The sequence below is a fragment of the Ruminococcus difficilis genome (genome assembly GCF_016680995.1).
This window is the reverse complement of record NZ_JAEQMG010000143.1, coordinates 12011-27522: the sequence shown is the minus strand read 5'-3', so window position 1 is coordinate 27522 and position 15512 is coordinate 12011. Positions and strand designations below refer to the sequence as shown.

Below are 15512 nucleotides of genomic sequence, written 5' to 3'. Positions count from 1 at the left end.
TGGTGTTTGTGTTAAAATAGAATAATAAGATGCCAGGGTCAAAAGGTCTAAATCCACATGAGCTTGCTCATAAGTGGATGAAAGACCTTGGGACCCGCCCCGATATGGAGCAGAACATCCAGTGGATGTTCGTTTTGCTCCGACCGAAGCGGAGCGTAGACATAAAAATGGGATGATAATCCCACGATATGCGAATACGGGAGCGGATTGTGGGAGTGCGAAGCATGGAACAATCCGCAGGTATCATAATTTAAGAAACATTATGGGCAAGCAGCAAAGCGGATTGCGAATATCCGCTTAAATACATAAGGGAGGGTTTGAAGATTATGGACAACAAATTATATGAAATGATGGACTGGGCAGCAGTGGAGGGGATTGTATATTCAGAAGAAGATCATCCGCACGATATTCTGGGAGCACATGTGACAGAAGAAGGGATTCTGATCCAGACGTTTCTGCCGACGGCAAAGAGTGTGACAGTGGTGTTGAAAGACAGCAAAAAAGAATATCCGATGGATTTAGAGGATGAGGAAGGCTTTTTCGCTGCACTGCTTCCGGGTAAAAGAATTCCGAAATATCATTATCACGTAGATTTTGGAGAAGAAGCAGATGGAAAAGAAAATATCGTAGAATACGAAGATCCATATCGTTTTGCACCGCAGATCACGGAAAAAGAAACGAAGAAATTTAATGCAGGCATCTGCTACGATATCTACGAAAAACTGGGATCACATCCAATGACGGTCAATGGTGTGGAAGGTGTTTTGTTTGCAGTATGGGCACCAAATGCTATGCGTGTCAGCGTGGTAGGCGATTTCAACCTCTGGGATGGCAGACGTCTGCCGATGAGAAGACTGTGGGATTCCGGTATTTTTGAACTGTTTGTACCGGGACTTGCTGCAGGACAGCTCTATAAATATGAAATCAAGGCAAAGGGAGGGCTGACATTCTTAAAAGCAGATCCGTATGCCAATGCTGCACAGCTTCGTCCTGACACGGCATCGGTGATCACAGACCTGAGTCAGTATGCATGGAAAGATGAAGCATGGCTGAAACAGAGAAAAAATGCAGACAGTAAGAAGGCTCCGATGTCCATTTATGAGGTACATCTTGGCTCATTCCGCAAGCCGGAGGACGGCAGGGAGTTTTACAATTATCGTGAACTGGCTGTGATGCTTGCGGACTATGTAAAAGAGATGGGCTATACGCATATTGAGCTGATGCCGGTTATGGAGCACCCGTTTGACGGTTCCTGGGGCTATCAGGTGACCGGATACTATGCACCGACCAGTCGTTACGGCACACCGGAAGATTTCATGTATTTCATGGACTATATGCATGCACAGGGCATCGGCGTGATTCTGGACTGGGTACCGGCACATTTTCCGCGTGATACGTTTGGACTGGCTGCCTTTGACGGAACCTGCCTGTACGAGCACCTCGATCCGAGAAAAGGTTCCCATCCGCACTGGGGCACACTGATCTACAATTACGGTCGTCCGGAAGTCAAGAACTTCCTGATCGCAAACGCACTGTTCTGGGCAGAAAAGTATCACATTGATGGTATCCGTATGGATGCGGTGGCTTCCATGCTCTATCTTGATTATGGAAAGAACGAAGGAGAATGGGTGCCGAATATCTACGGCGGAAACGAGAATCTGGAAGCAGTCGAATTTTTCCATCATCTCAATTCCATCTTTAAACAGAAGGAGCCGGGGGTTCTGATGATCGCCGAAGAATCCACAGCATGGCCGAAAGTAACGGGAGCCGTTGAGGATGAGGGTCTTGGCTTTGACTACAAATGGAACATGGGCTGGATGAATGACTTCATTTATTATATGTCACTGGATCCGATCTTCCGTACCGCAAATCATGGGGCACTGACGTTCAGCATGGTTTATGCGTACAGTGAAGATTATATCCTGACCTTGTCACATGACGAGGTTGTACACGGCAAAGCATCCATGATCGGCAAGATGCCGGGTGACCGTGAGCAGCAGTTTGCAAACTTACGTGCCGCTTATGGATTTATGCTGGCACATCCGGGCAAAAAGCTTTTGTTCATGGGACAGGATTTTGCACAGTATGATGAGTGGGCAGAGGACCGGTCACTGGAGTGGGAGCTTTTGCAGTATGATGAGCACAAGCAGATGCAGAATTATGTGAAAGCACTCAATGCATTTTACAGAGAACATCCGGCACTTTACGAAATGGACTATGATCCGGATGGATTTACCTGGATCAATAACATTTCTGCCAATGAAAATATGGTAGTCTTTACCAGAAACACAAAGAAAAAAGAAGAGACGCTGCTGATCGTCTGCAACTTCTCACCGCTGACTTACGAAAACCACAAGATCGGCGTTCCATACCCTGGAAAATACAAAGAAATCTTTAACAGCGACAGCAAAGAATTCGGAGGCAGCGGAGTCGGTAACCCGAGACTGAAACAGTCAAAAAAATCAGAATGCGATGACAGAGCGGATTCGATCCTGATCACGGTTCCGCCGATGAGCATTACGGTTTTTTCTTATACAAAAGCGGCAGCCGGAAGAGCGGTCAACAAAAAAACGGCAACAAAGAAAACAGCCGAGAAAAAAGTTACCGAAAAGAAAACAGCCGAAAAGAAAGTGGCTGCTGTAAAAGAAACGGAAAAGAAAACAGCTGAGAAGAAAAGCAGTGAAAAAGTAACTTCGATCAAAGCCGCTTCTGAGAAAAAAGCAGCTGCAAAGAAAACAACCGCAAAACCAGGAACCGGTAAGCAGGCAACCCCAAAAGCAGAGCTGGAGATGGCAGCTGCAAGTGAAGAAAAAGTGACAAAGACGGCAGAAAAAGCACCGAAAAAAAGCCTCAAAGAAGAACTGGAAGCCAAAATCGCAGAAAGTGCAAAGGCAGAGGAAGAAAGAAAAAACAAGACAACGGGCAGAAAACCGGCCGCAAAGAGCAGACGAAACAAACAGCAGGAGAAATAGCAGATGGAACAAATAGCAGAGAATACGGCAGATTCGCTGACCGAAAGTGTAAAAGAAGTCAATCAGTTTACACAGTATTTTCAGGGGAAAATGCCGGGGCTTATGGATCTTGGCATCAAACTGGTCATTGTCCTGATCGCATTTTTTGTCTGCCGCAAGATCATTCAGCTGATCCTGAAGATTTTTGGCCGATCCTTTGAACGGGCCGGAATGGAGGCAGCATCCGCACACTTCACACTTTCCATTATGAAAGCCATCATGTACGTGATGGTGATGGCAGTCATGGCCACTTTTCTCGGAGTGTCCGGAGCGTCGGTTGCTGCACTGATCGGCTCGATGGGAGTCGGCGTTGTGCTGGCGTTAAAAGAATCGCTTTCGAATATTGCGGGGGGATTTATCTTATTGTTTATGAAACCATTTGTCAGCGGAGATTATATCCACGAAGATACCCATGGAAATGAAGGAACCGTGGTGAAGGTGGATCTCTTTTATACGACACTTCTGACGGTCGATAACCGTACCGTATCGATTCCAAACGGAATCATCACTAACAGCAGTCTGACGAACATTTCAAAGCAGGATAAGCGGCAACTGCGTGAAAAGGTAGGGATTTCCTATCGAAACGATATCAATGAGGCAAGGAAAGTGCTGCTCGCTATTTTGCAGAAGGATGCGGCCATTCTGAAAGAAGAGAAGATGGAAGTGGTCGTTGAAAGTCTTGGAGACTCCGGTGTGATCCTCGGGTGGCATGCCTGGGTAAGACCACAGGATTATTTTCCGGCAAAATGGCGGATCACCGAAGAAATCAAATACAGATTTGATGAAAATCAGATTGAGATCCCATATCAGCAGATCGATGTGAAGATCAGCCGGTAAGAATATCCGGTAAAAGCAGGAGGAGTACAGAGTTTGCTGCCTGTGTCGGTCAATGCAGAAAAATGACAATGACAGAGGGAGAAAAACAGAAGTAAGGGGCAAGTTACAGGAGGATAAAATATTATGGAAACAAAGAAAAACGGTGTGCAGGCGGAAGCCCATACAAAAGAGCAGACTTCCGGAGGACATGCCCACAGTCACACGCATGTGCTGGAGGACGGAACAGTTGTCACGCACACGCATACGCACAGTCACGAACATACAAAAGCCGTGTTAAACCGTCTCTCCCGTGCGATCGGACACCTGGAGTCTATCAAGAAAATGGTGGAAAACGGCAGAGACTGCAGTGAGGTGCTGATCCAGCTTTCCGCAGTCAAAGCAGCGATCAACAATACCGGAAAAGTCATTCTTCAAGATCACATCCAGCATTGCCTGGTAGATGCGATCGAGTCCGGAGACAGGAAGGAAATTGAAGAATTGAATAAGGCAATTGACAGGTTCATTAAATAGTGTATAATAATTCAGTAGACTTTTTAACGATGAATTTCATTAGAATCTGCTGCAGAAGATGCGGCCGAAGAGGAAGGCATGAAGAAAGACAAGACACGCAAGAAAAGTTCTGCATATAAAAAATATCGCAGACACAAGATTTTATTTATCACAGAACTGATCATTTTGATTCCGCTGCTGGTATTTGGCTTTTTGTATGTACAGTTCGAAAAGAGACTGGGAAATATTGATACTGTGACGCTTCAGTCCGGTGACATCCAGGTGAATGAAGAAGTGGAGACGAATGCAGTTCTGCATGGCTATACCAATATTGCCCTGTTCGGTGTTGATTCCCGTGACGGAAGTATGGATTATACAAACACCGATACGATCATCATTGCGAGTATCAATAACGACACGAAAGTGGTAAAACTGGTATCCATATACCGTGATACGTACCTGAATATCGGTGAAGACCGTTATGGAAAAGCAAATGCAGCCTATGCGAACGGCGGTTATAAATGGGCGATCAATATGCTGAACCAGAACCTGGATCTGGACATCACGGATTTTGTAACGGTGAATATGAATGCACTGGTAGAAGTAGTAGATGCACTTGGCGGTTTTGATTTTGATCTGACAGACGAAGAGGTTGTACATATGAACAACTACTGTGTCGGAACTTCTGAAATCACAGGAAAATCTTATGAACGTATCGAGCCGGAAGTGGCGGGCACGTATCATCTGAACGGTGTACAGGCAGTATCCTACACCCGTATCCGTTATACAGCCGGAAACGATTACAAACGTACCGAACGCCAGAGAGAGCTGATCGCCAAAATCGTGGCAAAAGCAAAAAAAGCAGATATGAAGACGCTGGTAGATATCATGGACAATGTGTTCCCGATGATCTCCACCAGTCTCAGCAAATCGGATATTGTATCTCTGGGAATGAATATGTTGTCTTATCAGCTGGGGGATACCTGCGGATTCCCGTTTGAACACCGTACAAGTGATCTGAGCGGAGATTCCGAAGTTCCGGTTACCTTATCCTGGAATGTTACCAGACTGCATGACTACCTGTTTGGCATCAAAGATTATGAGCCGTCCGCAGGTGTACAGGAGCGAAGTGCTCATATCGAAGAAGTCAGCGGATTCAGCAAAGGCAGTGCCGTCAGCAAAGAGAATTATACGCTGAACGGAGAAGAAGCCGGAAAAGATGTCGATGATAATATTCCGGGAATCCAGGAGACCGAGTCTGAGACAGAAACCCAGACGCAGGAAGCGGCAGTCAGCGATAATGGTGACGGCAGTGTTTATGATGATAATTCTTACGATAATTTTTACGATCAGGAGCAGTATAACGATTACAGCCCGGATGGGTATAATTACGATGAAGAATATTGAGTTGAGCAGATATCTGCAATGGAAATGGGAAATGTATTTGACTTAGTTAAATTGTAATTATTTTTGTGAAAATACTTGCAAAACAGACAATAATCATGTATAATAATTTGAGTCAGCAGCAATACTGCTGACCGATGCTGGAATAGCTCAGTCGGTAGAGCACTTCACTCGTAATGAAGGGGTCGAGGGTTCAAGTCCCTTTTCCAGCTTGACAGAAAAAATACCGGAAATCCAGTAAAATCAAGGGTTTCCGGTGTTTTTTGCGTTTTGAAACAGCTATTTTTCTGATGCATAAAAACCGCCTGAAACAGTGCGAAAAAGTGTAAAATGTTTGGAAAGTGTAGTCAAAATGTAGTCACTTTTTCAGTGCTGTCAGAAGTATTATTTTGATATGATTTTTTTGCGAAATCGTTCAGCTTCTGGATGGATTTTCCTTCCTGCCTCCGCAGTTCTGCGTAGGTATCCAGTAACATCTTCGAATTACTATGCCCCATGATCTCCACCGCTTCCATGATATCAATGCCGGAATAATACAGCATGGTTGCATATTCATGCCGGAATGTATGCGATCCCAGCCCCGGACACATATCTAGATCGAACTTGATGCGGCCGTTTTCATAGTGATGTGTGCCGCCGCAGGCAGTGTTCAATGTCCGCTTGATCCGCTCGAACAGTCTGCGATACTGCGACTTTTTCAGATAGCTGCCATCAGTTCCGGGAAACAGAAGATTACCCTGTAATGTAGACAGATACTTTTTCAGGACGTCCGCCAGTGGATCCAGCAGATAGATCTCACGCTCTCCACTGTCTGTTTTCGTGTCTTTGAGCACGGCAGTTTCTCCAACGAACTTAACTGCCTTGTTGACAGTGATCTTTTTCCGGGCAAAATTGATATCAAACCGTGTCAGAGGGATGATCTCCTGCCGCCGCATTCCGGTATACAGCAACATATGCAGCAGTGTACTTGCCTGCGGATCCAGCTCTAAGTCTTCCAGGTGGATACGTTCCAACTCTGTCAGTGCCCGTTTTTTCTTCTTCGGTGCAGGATCTTTTTCGATATTTTCCGCAACATTCTTGAACAGCAGGCCGTCATCAATGGCAGCACGCATGATCTGGTTGACTGTCTGGTAGTAACGACGCTGCAGATCGGCGTGACCTTTTAGTACATTGTATCCGGTCTGAACATCTGTTTTTTTAATCTGCAACAGTTTCAGACCATCCAGTGCGGTAGTGTGGTTTTTCAGAATGTTCCGATAACCTTCAATCGTGTTCGTTTCACGCCCGGATTTGTACAGTTCTAACCACTTCCATTTATACGCCCCGAATGTCACGTTCTTTTCTGATACATAGATGCCTTTGCTGGTCTGCTCGATCACCTCGGCTTTCTTGCGTTCCAGCTCCGCAACACTACGACCATATACCTGTATACGGACTCTTTTTCCGTTTTCCGGATTTATTTCATCGGTAGTTACCCATGCGGCGTACCTGCCGTCTTTTCTCTTTTTGTATTTTGCCATAATATATCATCCTCCTTAAAAATGAGTATAAAAAATACACCTGTACAGGTGCTGGAGGATTGTGGTATAATCTTCTTGTTCAAGGAAGAATTATGCCGGTCTCCAGACCTGTATAGATTCGCTGATCCGCTTCGGTGCTGGGAACACCGGGGCGGATTTTTTGTTGTTTGGTTGTTTTTAGATACTATCAAAATAAGTTTTGATTTTTTCAATGCAATCGTTTTTACAATTTCCATACATACGCTCAAGACTTGCACAAGAAGAAATTAATTGTATTAAGTCAGCCTGTATAAAATCATGATTTTCTTCAATAAGGTTTTTTGTATAATGCAATATTTCAGTGGCAGAGTTCATGTGGCATACAGAATCCATATATTCATCTAACTGCAATTTGTAGTTAGAGAAAATATTGTCAGTATTATCTTCGGAAATAGTCTCCTGCTCAATATCCAGAAGACAATCATTATCTGAAGCTGTTATGACAGTGTTGCCAAATATGTATTTTTTAATGGATACCTTAGCGTACTTAATTAGCGGAAGTATATTAAGTTCCAAACTGCAAGGAACAGGTGTACTGATGGAAGTAGCAAAGTTTTGTGCAACATCAAAACGTGAAAAACCTGTGTAATGTACTGGGTGCAATTCATCGAAGATATCAACAAGAAAGATATCAGCGAGAACACCAGTAATATTTTCAGATGATTTTCCGAATAATGTTGCAGTAATTGTAGATTTTTCAGTATCTGGCAATATCGTCAAGGACGATACCCTAAATTCCAAATCAGGGTTATAATTGATAACATTTATTTTTACAGGAACGACAGGTTCTTTCAAAGTGCTCTTTATTGTTACAGCAGTGCCATTTGCGATTACGCCCATAATATCATGGTCATCAGTAGTATAATCGATATCGAGTCCGATAATTGCATTGGCACCCATTTGCTTTGCGTTGCTGATTAAAAGGTCGAGAGCATTTTTTTGAGCCGCTTCAAGTTTTTCAGAGTACGAAGATAAAAGATTAAAGTCAGAAAGAAACTTTGTATTTAAAGCGTATTCTCCTGAACAAAATCCTAAATAATCTGTAATTTCATAATTTTCAAAATTAAAACCGGATGTCAGTTTCATGGCTTGCTCTCCTTTATCTTTTTTAAGTCGTAACGCGGACCTTTGCGAATATCCAAAGTGTAAGGGTCAGGCATTTCGTAATCACCCCAGCGTGTACGAAGGATTTCTTTAGGCGGTGTGATTTTTGCAGGTTCCAGCAACAGGAATTCTTGCTGTGAGGGCTGACGTCCGGCTTTCTTTATCATACGTGTTAATCGTCCTTTCATGCCGGCTTTTGTGTCATCGACTGTTACATTCATGGTTAATGCTTCTACACACACGGCAGCAGCGTTTTCGTAAAGCCCCTGTTTTTCATAAATCATCGCCAGACGTTTATAGGCAGGAACACACGGAGGAGAGTCTTGTTTATATTTTTCACTGATTTTCTTCCAGATTTTAAAAGCTTCAATATTATTTTTGCAATTTTGTATGAAAATTGAAGCACGTTCGCCCTCGTAGTCTTTCAAGTTATACATGACAGACCAGTCAGATTCTATTGCTTCCATACCTGAAAAATATTGTTCAGATATTTGACGATAATCTTCGTCTAACCAATAGGGTTCTTGCATATCGTCGTAAAATTCCATAACCTCTTTTCTCCTTTGAATACTTTTTCTTTTTCCGGAGATAATAACACCATGAAAATATTATTATCTCAATTCTTGGAACAGCACCACCTGTCGATCAGGCAGGCGGCAATTATGACCGGTGTTCCCCGGTCTACGATCGGTGATATAGTGACCGGTCGAGTAAGTCCAACTCTGGCAACTATGGAACAGTTGGCAGCAGGGCTGAAAACCACTATTTCTAACTTGTATGAGTCTGAATATAAGTGATTTTCAAAAAGCGTCCGGGATTTCGGACAACGCACAACTTTTTAGCTTCCGATACGTTTTATATAGTGAAAGGAAAATTTTACTAAAACAAATGTTCGAAAACAGTTGCATCACAAATATTTTTGTGATAATATAAAATTAAAGATTTTCGAACAAATGTTTGAAAAAACGTGATCGGAGGTACATAGGATGGACTACAAAAACGAGATTATAAAACTGATCAACAAACTGAACGCTTCAGATGAAACCTTTTTGAAACAGGTTTACATAATCATCAAGAAGCACTTTGACAGAAGAGAGGGACGTTAGTCCCTTTTCTTTTTTGCCAAATTGTCTGCCAGTTTCTCGGCTGCTTCCATAAGTACCTTTCGTGATGCCGGAGACAGTTCACTGTAAGTTTTGACTATCTCCAAAATTACACTGTAAAAAGCGTTGTCTTTTCCTTCTTCTAACAGATCTGAAACAATACCAGCTATTTCCTCATCTTCCGAGAGCCGCTGGTACATCTCTCCATCACCTGTTTTCAGCCATTCTTCACTGACATTGAATTCACGGCATATCGCCCGGCTCATTTGTTCTGTGAGATTGCGTTCTCCTTTTTCAATTCTGGAGATTGCTACTTTAGTAACTCCGAGTCGACTGCCGAATTGCTCCATTGTCATTTCTAAGCTCTTTCGGATTTCTTTGACACGCTCACCTTGCGTCATTCATTCGCCTCCCTTCATTCTATTTTCTGATCTTAGAATAACACCGCACGAACAAAAAGTCAACAAAAAAAGTAACCAAAGGCAACAAAAAAGTATTGACAAAGTAACCGAAGGAAAGTATAATGTAACCAAGGTCAACGAAATAGCAAAACACAGGAGGTAAATAAAATGTACGAAACAGTAAAAGTTGTTAAGGGTTACGAAATCAAAAGAATGAAAGGAACACGCGGAGCCTATCACGTAAACGTGCGTGAGGGCAAAGGGTTCAGAGAGTTTCATACTTTTAGAACCATCAAAGCAGCAGCTGAATTTATTGAAACAACTTTATAAATAAAGCCGAAACGGGGAGATTTCCCCGTCCGATCACGATGGCAACGTGGTCGCTGATGATGGCAAGCCAAGAAAGGAGAGAACTAGATGAAAGAAACGAAAAAGAAACTGTTACAGGAAACAGTTACAATTCTGAAAAAACTGGACAGAGAAAGCCTGGCAATTATCAGAAGTAACGCAGAGATCCTGAGAGCCAGAGATACTCTCGAAGAACAGAAAGCGGGGTAGGGATGAAATCTATTGTAGCAGACAATCTTTCAAATATAATCAAAGAAAAATGTCTTAAGCAGTGCACAGTAGCCCAAAAAGCAGGGTATTCAAAGCAACAGCTTACAGATATGTTGAAAGGAAGAAAAAGGATAAAAGAAACAGACATTCTCAGACTTGCATCCGCACTTGATGTAGATGTAAGTGTGTTGCTTAAAACCGAGGCAGGTGATTCGAAACAGTCAGATGAAGCAGGCGATAAGCAGCGAGAAAAAGAACGCCCGGATGTGCGAGCGTTCGTAAAGTTATTAAAAATTGAAGATGGCTATGCAGTATGTGATGTGAGATTCAAGCTAGTAAAGCCAGACAGCGAATAGCATCATTAAAAATCTATTTGTCTAAGAGACGCTGGTAAGCTGTTTCGACCATATCCTGCCAAGATTCAAAATCAGAATGCAGTCTGATAGAAGAATCAAATGCAACAGTATCTTGCAGTTTATTAAGATCTTCCGGTGCTGTTAAATCACAGCCAATGGCTTTGAAGAAGTCAGTTACATCACTAAACCTTGTAAATTCTTTCATAAAGTCATCCGGAAAAAATTCATAGATACTTGCAGAAGATATGTAATCAAGACGTTTGTCAATGTTTCCAGGGTAAGAGCCTACACAAAATCGAATTTGAGGCATAATGTACTCCTTTCTGTTCTCTATGGTCGTTATGTGGTGAATAAAAGGATACTACCAAAATATTAAAAAATCAATACAAAAATATTGAGTAAGGGAAAACAGGAGGTAACAGACCATTGATGAAACATTATATTTCAGACATCAAAAAGCAAGCCGAGAAAGTTACGACAGCGATCACAGGTGCGGAGATGCGAGAAGCAGTCTCGAGTGCGTTCAGTGATACCGCAACAGCATTAGAGACAATGGAAGAATCCTATAGAAAGCGGGGTAAACCATTAGCAATCCTGTTGCTGTTCTGGATTGTGATTCTGACACTGGATGAATAGAGAAAGTGAGGTGGCAAAATGGAAGAACTTAAAAAAATGCTTCTGGAAGTACTCCGGGAGTGCAAGCAGCCAGAGTTCCCGCCTGAACCGGTACCCACAAGGGTAGCCGCAAAGGTTCTGGGAGTGGAACAGAGCACAGTGATTAACCGAATGGAGTCCGGTGAGCTGGATATCGGGCTGGTGTTCAGATCGAAGCCGACCAAAAGAGGGCAGGCAAGTCGAAGAAGTACATACATCAGTCCCAAAAAGTTATACGAGCTGACCGGGTTCGTATGGAAAGGAGACAAGCAATGAAAAGAAGAGAAACAGAAGTAACAGAAGAAGTGGAAGAAACAACCGGAGCGGCTGTACTCGCCCCGATTTTAGCCACAGCAGCCGCAGTCGGGACATTCTGGTGGCTGGGAAAATACAGCACGATTTGTGAACGCGATATTGTAGGAACCACAATTACCGTGTGGTGTGCGGTAGTAATCCGCATCATGCTGTGGGCGGAGAAGGAGGAAGCAGAATGAAAAAATATGAATTGACAGAGGAAACGGTGATCGTTTCCGGGAAAACGCTGTACCGGATCAGAGCAGTGCGTGATTTCGGGTCTGTCAAAGCTGGAGACCTCGGTGGATATATTGAGAAAGAAGAAAATCTTTCTCATTGCGGCGAAGCGTGGGTTTCCGACAATGCAATGGTTTGCGGCTATGCAGAAGTTTGCGGCTATGCAGAAGTTTCCGATGATGCAGTAGTTTCCGGCGATGCAGTAGTTTCTGGCAATGCAAGAGTTTGCGGCGAAGCGTGGGTTTGCGACAATGCAGAAGTTTGCGGCTATGCGGAAGTTTGCGACAACGCAAAAGTTTGCTGCTATGCAGAAGTTTGCGGCTATGCAGAAGTTTCCGATGATGCAGTAGTTTCCGGCAATGCAGTAGTTTCTGGCAATGCAAGAGTTTGCGGCGAAGCGTTGGTTTGCGACAATGCAGAAGTTTACGGCAACGCAAAAGTTTCCGGCAACGCAAAAGTTTCCGGAAAAGCGTGTGTTTGTGGCGATGCGGAAGTTTCCGATACAAGGCATTTCTTTGTGCAAGGGCCGATCGGAAGCCGAGATGGGTTTGTTACATTCTACAGGACTAAGAATAATACGGTAGGGGTAAGATGTGGCTGCTTTTCTGGAAGCCTCCAGGAATTTGTTGATAGAGTGGAGGAAACGCATGGAGGCAGTAGATACGAAAAGGAATATAAGCTTGCAGCGGAACTGGCAAAAGTATGTATCCGTCTGGAGGGGGAAAGCAGATGATCTGGGTAAATGAAGGACGCGACCAGGAAGCCAGAGCCATCCTGGAACTGGCCGGGATTGATTCGGACAAGTACCGGATCTGGCACCATAATAGCATCTATGTGCATGCAATAAATGAAGAGACGAAAGAATCGGTGATCGTTGAGAAAGCGACACTCGAGGTAGTGAAAAGTCCCGGTGCTTTGGCGGGCGATCCGGGACTTGAAAAATAATAACACAGCTCAATTATAGGGCAAAAGTAGGAGGTAAATCAAGTGAAATATAAACAGATCGACATCAAGGAAGCTGCAGACCGTTTCAGGAATGGCGAAGCGGTATATGCTGCCAGATGCATTGACGGCATGAGTTTCCGAGAGGTAACAGCAGCAACGATGCTGCTGGTGTTGGAAATCCCGGTTCCAGAAACAGAGACGAAGCCGGAAAAAAGTGGAAAAACAGCCCCCCCCCAACAAAGAAGACCATAGACCGGGGGAAGGTAAAAGCATTGCACGAGGCAGGGTGGAGCAATGCGAAGATTGCAGATGAAATGAAGTGCTCCACATGGAGTGTGAGCATGATCCTGAAAGAACTCAGGGAGCAGAAAGAAAAACAAAACGAGGTAAATACAGATGAATGAATTACAGGTGGTTGTTGACCAGAAGCCGGGTGTGATCGGTTTCAACTTTGAAGAGATCCGTGACGAACTCCAGGCAAGAATGGATCTCTATAAAAATGCAACATTTACAGATGAATACAGAGTTTATGCAAAGAACGAAGTGGCGGCACTTCGAAAGATGAAAAAGGCAATCGATGACAAACGCAAGGAAGTAAAAAACCAGTATATGATCCCTTACAATGATTTTGAGGGGAAAGCAAAAGAACTGATGCAGATCATTGACCAGCCGATCGGCCTGATCAGCCAGCAGATCACGGAGATGGAAGAAAGAAGAAAAGCGGAAAAGAAAGCGAAGATTGGAGCACTGTATGATTCCCTGGTTGGGGATCTGGGAGATTATCTGACGCTTAAGAAGATCTATAACGCCAAATGGGAAAACGCTTCTACGAGTATGGCAGCAGTCAGAAAAGAAATGGAAGAGGTGTTTTCTTCCGTCAGAAAAGAAGTTGCCATGCTGGAAGCCATGACCTCCGATGCGGTTCCAGAAGCACTCAGACGGTACAAGGAAGACCTGGACCTTGCTGGGGCGATCAATTACGTAAACCAGTATGAAGCACAGAAGGCAGAGATCATGAAACGGAAAGCCGAAAAGAAGCGTCTGGAAGAGGAGCAGAAACGCAGAGCAGAGGAAGAACGGATCCGCAAAGAAGAAAGAGAACGGATCAAAGAAGAAGAGCGTATCCGAAAAGAGGAACGCGAGAAAGCAGAACAGGCTGCGGTAAATGAAGCAGCACAGGGATTTTTTGCTGAGGAAGCAGACGATGAGCTTCCATTTGAACAGCCGACAACGATCACCGCATTTTACAAAGTCGTAGCCACGCCGGAAGAACTGGAAGAAGTTGAGATGGCGTTCAACAGCATTGGAATCTATTATACAAGGAGGGATGCATGATGCAGGACGAAAAAGGCAGAACAGCAGGAAACAACGCACCAATGATCTATAAGGCACTGGCCGGCGTGATCGCAGATGTTGGGAGCGTTGCAAAAGATAAGGTTAACCGGCAGCAGGGATTTAAATTCCGCAGTATCGATGATGTATATAACGCCCTGCATCCGGCACTTGCCAGGAATAAGGTCGTGATCATCCCACGTGTACTGGAACGAAAGTGCGAAGTAGTGGGAAAGACGAAGAATGGCACCGATATGATCAAGGTCATCTGTAAGGTAAAGTTTGGGTTTTATGCGGAAGACGGGTCAAACGAAGAAGCGATTATCTACGGAGAAGGTATCGATACAGGTGATAAGGCAACTAACAAGGCCATGGCGATTGCGTATAAATATGCATGCTTTCAGGTATTCTGCATTCCGACAGAAGACATGGTGGATCCGGATGCGGAGTCACTGGAACTCCAGGAAGAGGGGACGAAAGGGCAAAAAGCGAAGAAGGCGGCAGCACCTAAGGCAGCGGCACAGCCGAAGAAGCAGGCAGCAAAAGAGAAGCCAGTTTCTGAAAAAAAAGCAGAACCTGAGAAGAAGGCGGAAAAACCGGAAGGCAGCGAAACGGAAGTGAACGTGGGCAGTCCTGCAACAAAGGAGATGATTGCCACAGTCCGTGCAGAACAGAAACGTACCGGGGTTCCGGACAAGATCATCCTGGGACGCAAGCAGGTAAATGCAAAGACGATCGAAGAGCTTACAATCGGGGAATTTAAATATATCATGAGTATCTTTGAAAAAACACCAGACCGAAAGGGAGAAACAGAATGAACAGTGTACAGTTGACCGGACGCTTTACGCGTGACCCGGAGATCAGATATACAGACGGTGGTCTGTCAATTGCCAGATTTACCCTGGCAGTAGACAGACGGTTCCGTCAGGAAGGCGGATCGAGTGCAGACTTTATCGGCTGCATTGCATTCGGAAAAACAGCCGAATTTATCGAAAAGTATTTTTCGAAAGGAAAAAAAATGGAGGTGAACGGCCGGATCCAGACAGGTTCCTATACGAACCAGGACGGACAGAAGGTCTATACAACGGATGTGGTAGTGGAAGCGGCAGGTTTTGCGGAAAGTAAAGCAGCACAGCAGGACAACGGCATACCAGCACCACAGGAAACGGATGATGGCTTCATGCGTATCCCGGATGACATAGATGATGAAGAGCTGCCGTTTAATTGA

Annotated in this window: 22 protein-coding genes and 1 tRNA gene; 18 read left to right on the top strand and 5 right to left on the bottom strand. The window is 44.2% G+C overall.

All coding sequences use genetic code 11. The features are described from left to right. Window positions 1–326 precede the first annotated feature (326 nt). From glgB to JKK62_RS13230, 5 genes are all read left to right on the top strand, one after another. Window positions 327–2972, top strand: a complete 2646-nt coding sequence (gene glgB / locus JKK62_RS13250) for a 1,4-alpha-glucan branching protein GlgB (protein WP_201428298.1) — start codon at window positions 327–329, stop codon at window positions 2970–2972. A gap of 3 nt (window positions 2973–2975) precedes the next feature. Next, window positions 2976–3848: a mechanosensitive ion channel family protein gene (locus JKK62_RS13245; RefSeq protein WP_147631077.1), complete on the top strand. Its 873-nt coding sequence runs from the start codon at window positions 2976–2978 to the stop codon at window positions 3846–3848. Window positions 3849–4058: 210 nt separating this feature from the next. Continuing rightward, the gene (locus JKK62_RS13240) at window positions 4059–4358 is read left to right on the top strand and encodes a metal-sensing transcriptional repressor (protein ID WP_436286313.1); all 300 of its coding nucleotides are present in this window, start codon (window positions 4059–4061) and stop codon (window positions 4356–4358) included. Window positions 4359–4436: 78 nt separating this feature from the next. Beyond that, window positions 4437–5744 (top strand): LCP family protein, encoded by a 1308-nt coding sequence (locus tag JKK62_RS13235; RefSeq protein WP_201428297.1) that lies wholly within the window; start codon window positions 4437–4439, stop codon window positions 5742–5744. Between the two features lie 136 nt (window positions 5745–5880). Then, window positions 5881–5953: transfer RNA gene (locus JKK62_RS13230), tRNA-Thr, on the top strand. 135 nt (window positions 5954–6088) lie between these two features. On the opposite strand, the gene JKK62_RS13225 is transcribed toward JKK62_RS13230, so the two are convergent. The 3 genes from JKK62_RS13225 to JKK62_RS13215 form a co-directional block, all read right to left on the bottom strand. Continuing rightward, window positions 6089–7261, bottom strand: a complete 1173-nt coding sequence (locus tag JKK62_RS13225) for a tyrosine-type recombinase/integrase (RefSeq protein ID WP_201428296.1) — start codon at window positions 7259–7261, stop codon at window positions 6089–6091. Window positions 7262–7438: 177 nt separating this feature from the next. Next, complete coding sequence (locus JKK62_RS13220) at window positions 7439–8386, bottom strand: YbjQ family protein (RefSeq protein WP_201428295.1); 948 nt, start codon at window positions 8384–8386, stop codon at window positions 7439–7441. Then, complete coding sequence (locus JKK62_RS13215; protein WP_201428294.1) at window positions 8383–8952, bottom strand: tetratricopeptide repeat protein; 570 nt, start codon at window positions 8950–8952, stop codon at window positions 8383–8385. Before JKK62_RS13215 ends, JKK62_RS13220 begins: the two co-directional genes overlap by 4 nt. Before the next feature lie 51 nt (window positions 8953–9003). Between JKK62_RS13215 and JKK62_RS13210 the strand changes: the two genes are divergently transcribed. After that, entirely contained in the window at window positions 9004–9201 is a 198-nt protein-coding gene (locus JKK62_RS13210; RefSeq protein WP_201428293.1) for a helix-turn-helix transcriptional regulator, read from the top strand. Between the two features lie 305 nt (window positions 9202–9506). Here JKK62_RS13210 and JKK62_RS13205 read toward each other — a convergent pair whose 3' ends face one another. Then, on the bottom strand, window positions 9507–9908 hold the full coding sequence (locus JKK62_RS13205; protein ID WP_201428292.1) for a helix-turn-helix domain-containing protein: 402 nt from the start codon (window positions 9906–9908) through the stop codon (window positions 9507–9509). A 168-nt stretch (window positions 9909–10076) separates the two neighbouring features. Between JKK62_RS13205 and JKK62_RS13200 the strand changes: the two genes are divergently transcribed. The 3 genes from JKK62_RS13200 (at window position 10077) to JKK62_RS13190 (ending at window position 10822) form a co-directional block, all read left to right on the top strand. Next, complete coding sequence (locus JKK62_RS13200) at window positions 10077–10238, top strand: hypothetical protein (RefSeq protein ID WP_201428291.1); 162 nt, start codon at window positions 10077–10079, stop codon at window positions 10236–10238. An 87-nt stretch (window positions 10239–10325) separates the two neighbouring features. Beyond that, on the top strand, window positions 10326–10466 hold the full coding sequence (locus JKK62_RS13195) for a hypothetical protein (RefSeq protein WP_201428290.1): 141 nt from the start codon (window positions 10326–10328) through the stop codon (window positions 10464–10466). Window positions 10467–10468: 2 nt separating this feature from the next. Continuing rightward, window positions 10469–10822 carry a helix-turn-helix domain-containing protein gene (locus JKK62_RS13190; protein WP_201428289.1) on the top strand — a complete coding sequence of 118 codons (354 nt, stop codon included), beginning with the start codon at window positions 10469–10471 and terminating at the stop codon, window positions 10820–10822. A gap of 13 nt (window positions 10823–10835) precedes the next feature. Here JKK62_RS13190 and JKK62_RS13185 read toward each other — a convergent pair whose 3' ends face one another. Beyond that, window positions 10836–11132, bottom strand: coding sequence for a hypothetical protein (locus tag JKK62_RS13185; protein WP_201428288.1), 297 nt, complete (start codon window positions 11130–11132; stop codon window positions 10836–10838). A gap of 116 nt (window positions 11133–11248) precedes the next feature. On the opposite strand from JKK62_RS13185, the gene JKK62_RS13180 reads away from it, so the two are divergent. From JKK62_RS13180 to JKK62_RS13140, 9 genes are all read left to right on the top strand, one after another. Next, window positions 11249–11458 (top strand): hypothetical protein, encoded by a 210-nt coding sequence (locus tag JKK62_RS13180; protein WP_201428287.1) that lies wholly within the window; start codon window positions 11249–11251, stop codon window positions 11456–11458. Window positions 11459–11476: 18 nt separating this feature from the next. Next, window positions 11477–11752: a hypothetical protein gene (locus tag JKK62_RS13175; protein WP_243411851.1), complete on the top strand. Its 276-nt coding sequence runs from the start codon at window positions 11477–11479 to the stop codon at window positions 11750–11752. Continuing rightward, window positions 11749–11970, top strand: coding sequence for a hypothetical protein (locus JKK62_RS13170; RefSeq protein WP_201428286.1), 222 nt, complete (start codon window positions 11749–11751; stop codon window positions 11968–11970). Before JKK62_RS13175 ends, JKK62_RS13170 begins: the two co-directional genes overlap by 4 nt. After that, on the top strand, window positions 11967–12740 hold the full coding sequence (locus tag JKK62_RS13165) for a hypothetical protein (protein ID WP_201428285.1): 774 nt from the start codon (window positions 11967–11969) through the stop codon (window positions 12738–12740). The genes JKK62_RS13170 and JKK62_RS13165 overlap by 4 nt, the downstream gene beginning before the upstream one ends. Continuing rightward, complete coding sequence (locus JKK62_RS13160) at window positions 12737–12952, top strand: hypothetical protein (protein ID WP_201428284.1); 216 nt, start codon at window positions 12737–12739, stop codon at window positions 12950–12952. The genes JKK62_RS13165 and JKK62_RS13160 overlap by 4 nt, the downstream gene beginning before the upstream one ends. 42 nt (window positions 12953–12994) lie before the next feature. Continuing rightward, entirely contained in the window at window positions 12995–13204 is a 210-nt protein-coding gene (locus JKK62_RS13155) for a hypothetical protein (RefSeq protein ID WP_201428283.1), read from the top strand. A 144-nt stretch (window positions 13205–13348) separates the two neighbouring features. Then, a complete protein-coding gene (locus tag JKK62_RS13150) occupies window positions 13349–14287 on the top strand; it encodes a DUF1351 domain-containing protein (protein WP_201428282.1) in 939 nt (312 codons plus the stop codon). Continuing rightward, entirely contained in the window at window positions 14284–15102 is an 819-nt protein-coding gene (locus tag JKK62_RS13145) for an ERF family protein (RefSeq protein WP_201428281.1), read from the top strand. Before JKK62_RS13150 ends, JKK62_RS13145 begins: the two co-directional genes overlap by 4 nt. Continuing rightward, complete coding sequence (locus JKK62_RS13140; RefSeq protein WP_201428280.1) at window positions 15099–15512, top strand: single-stranded DNA-binding protein; 414 nt, start codon at window positions 15099–15101, stop codon at window positions 15510–15512. The genes JKK62_RS13145 and JKK62_RS13140 overlap by 4 nt, the downstream gene beginning before the upstream one ends.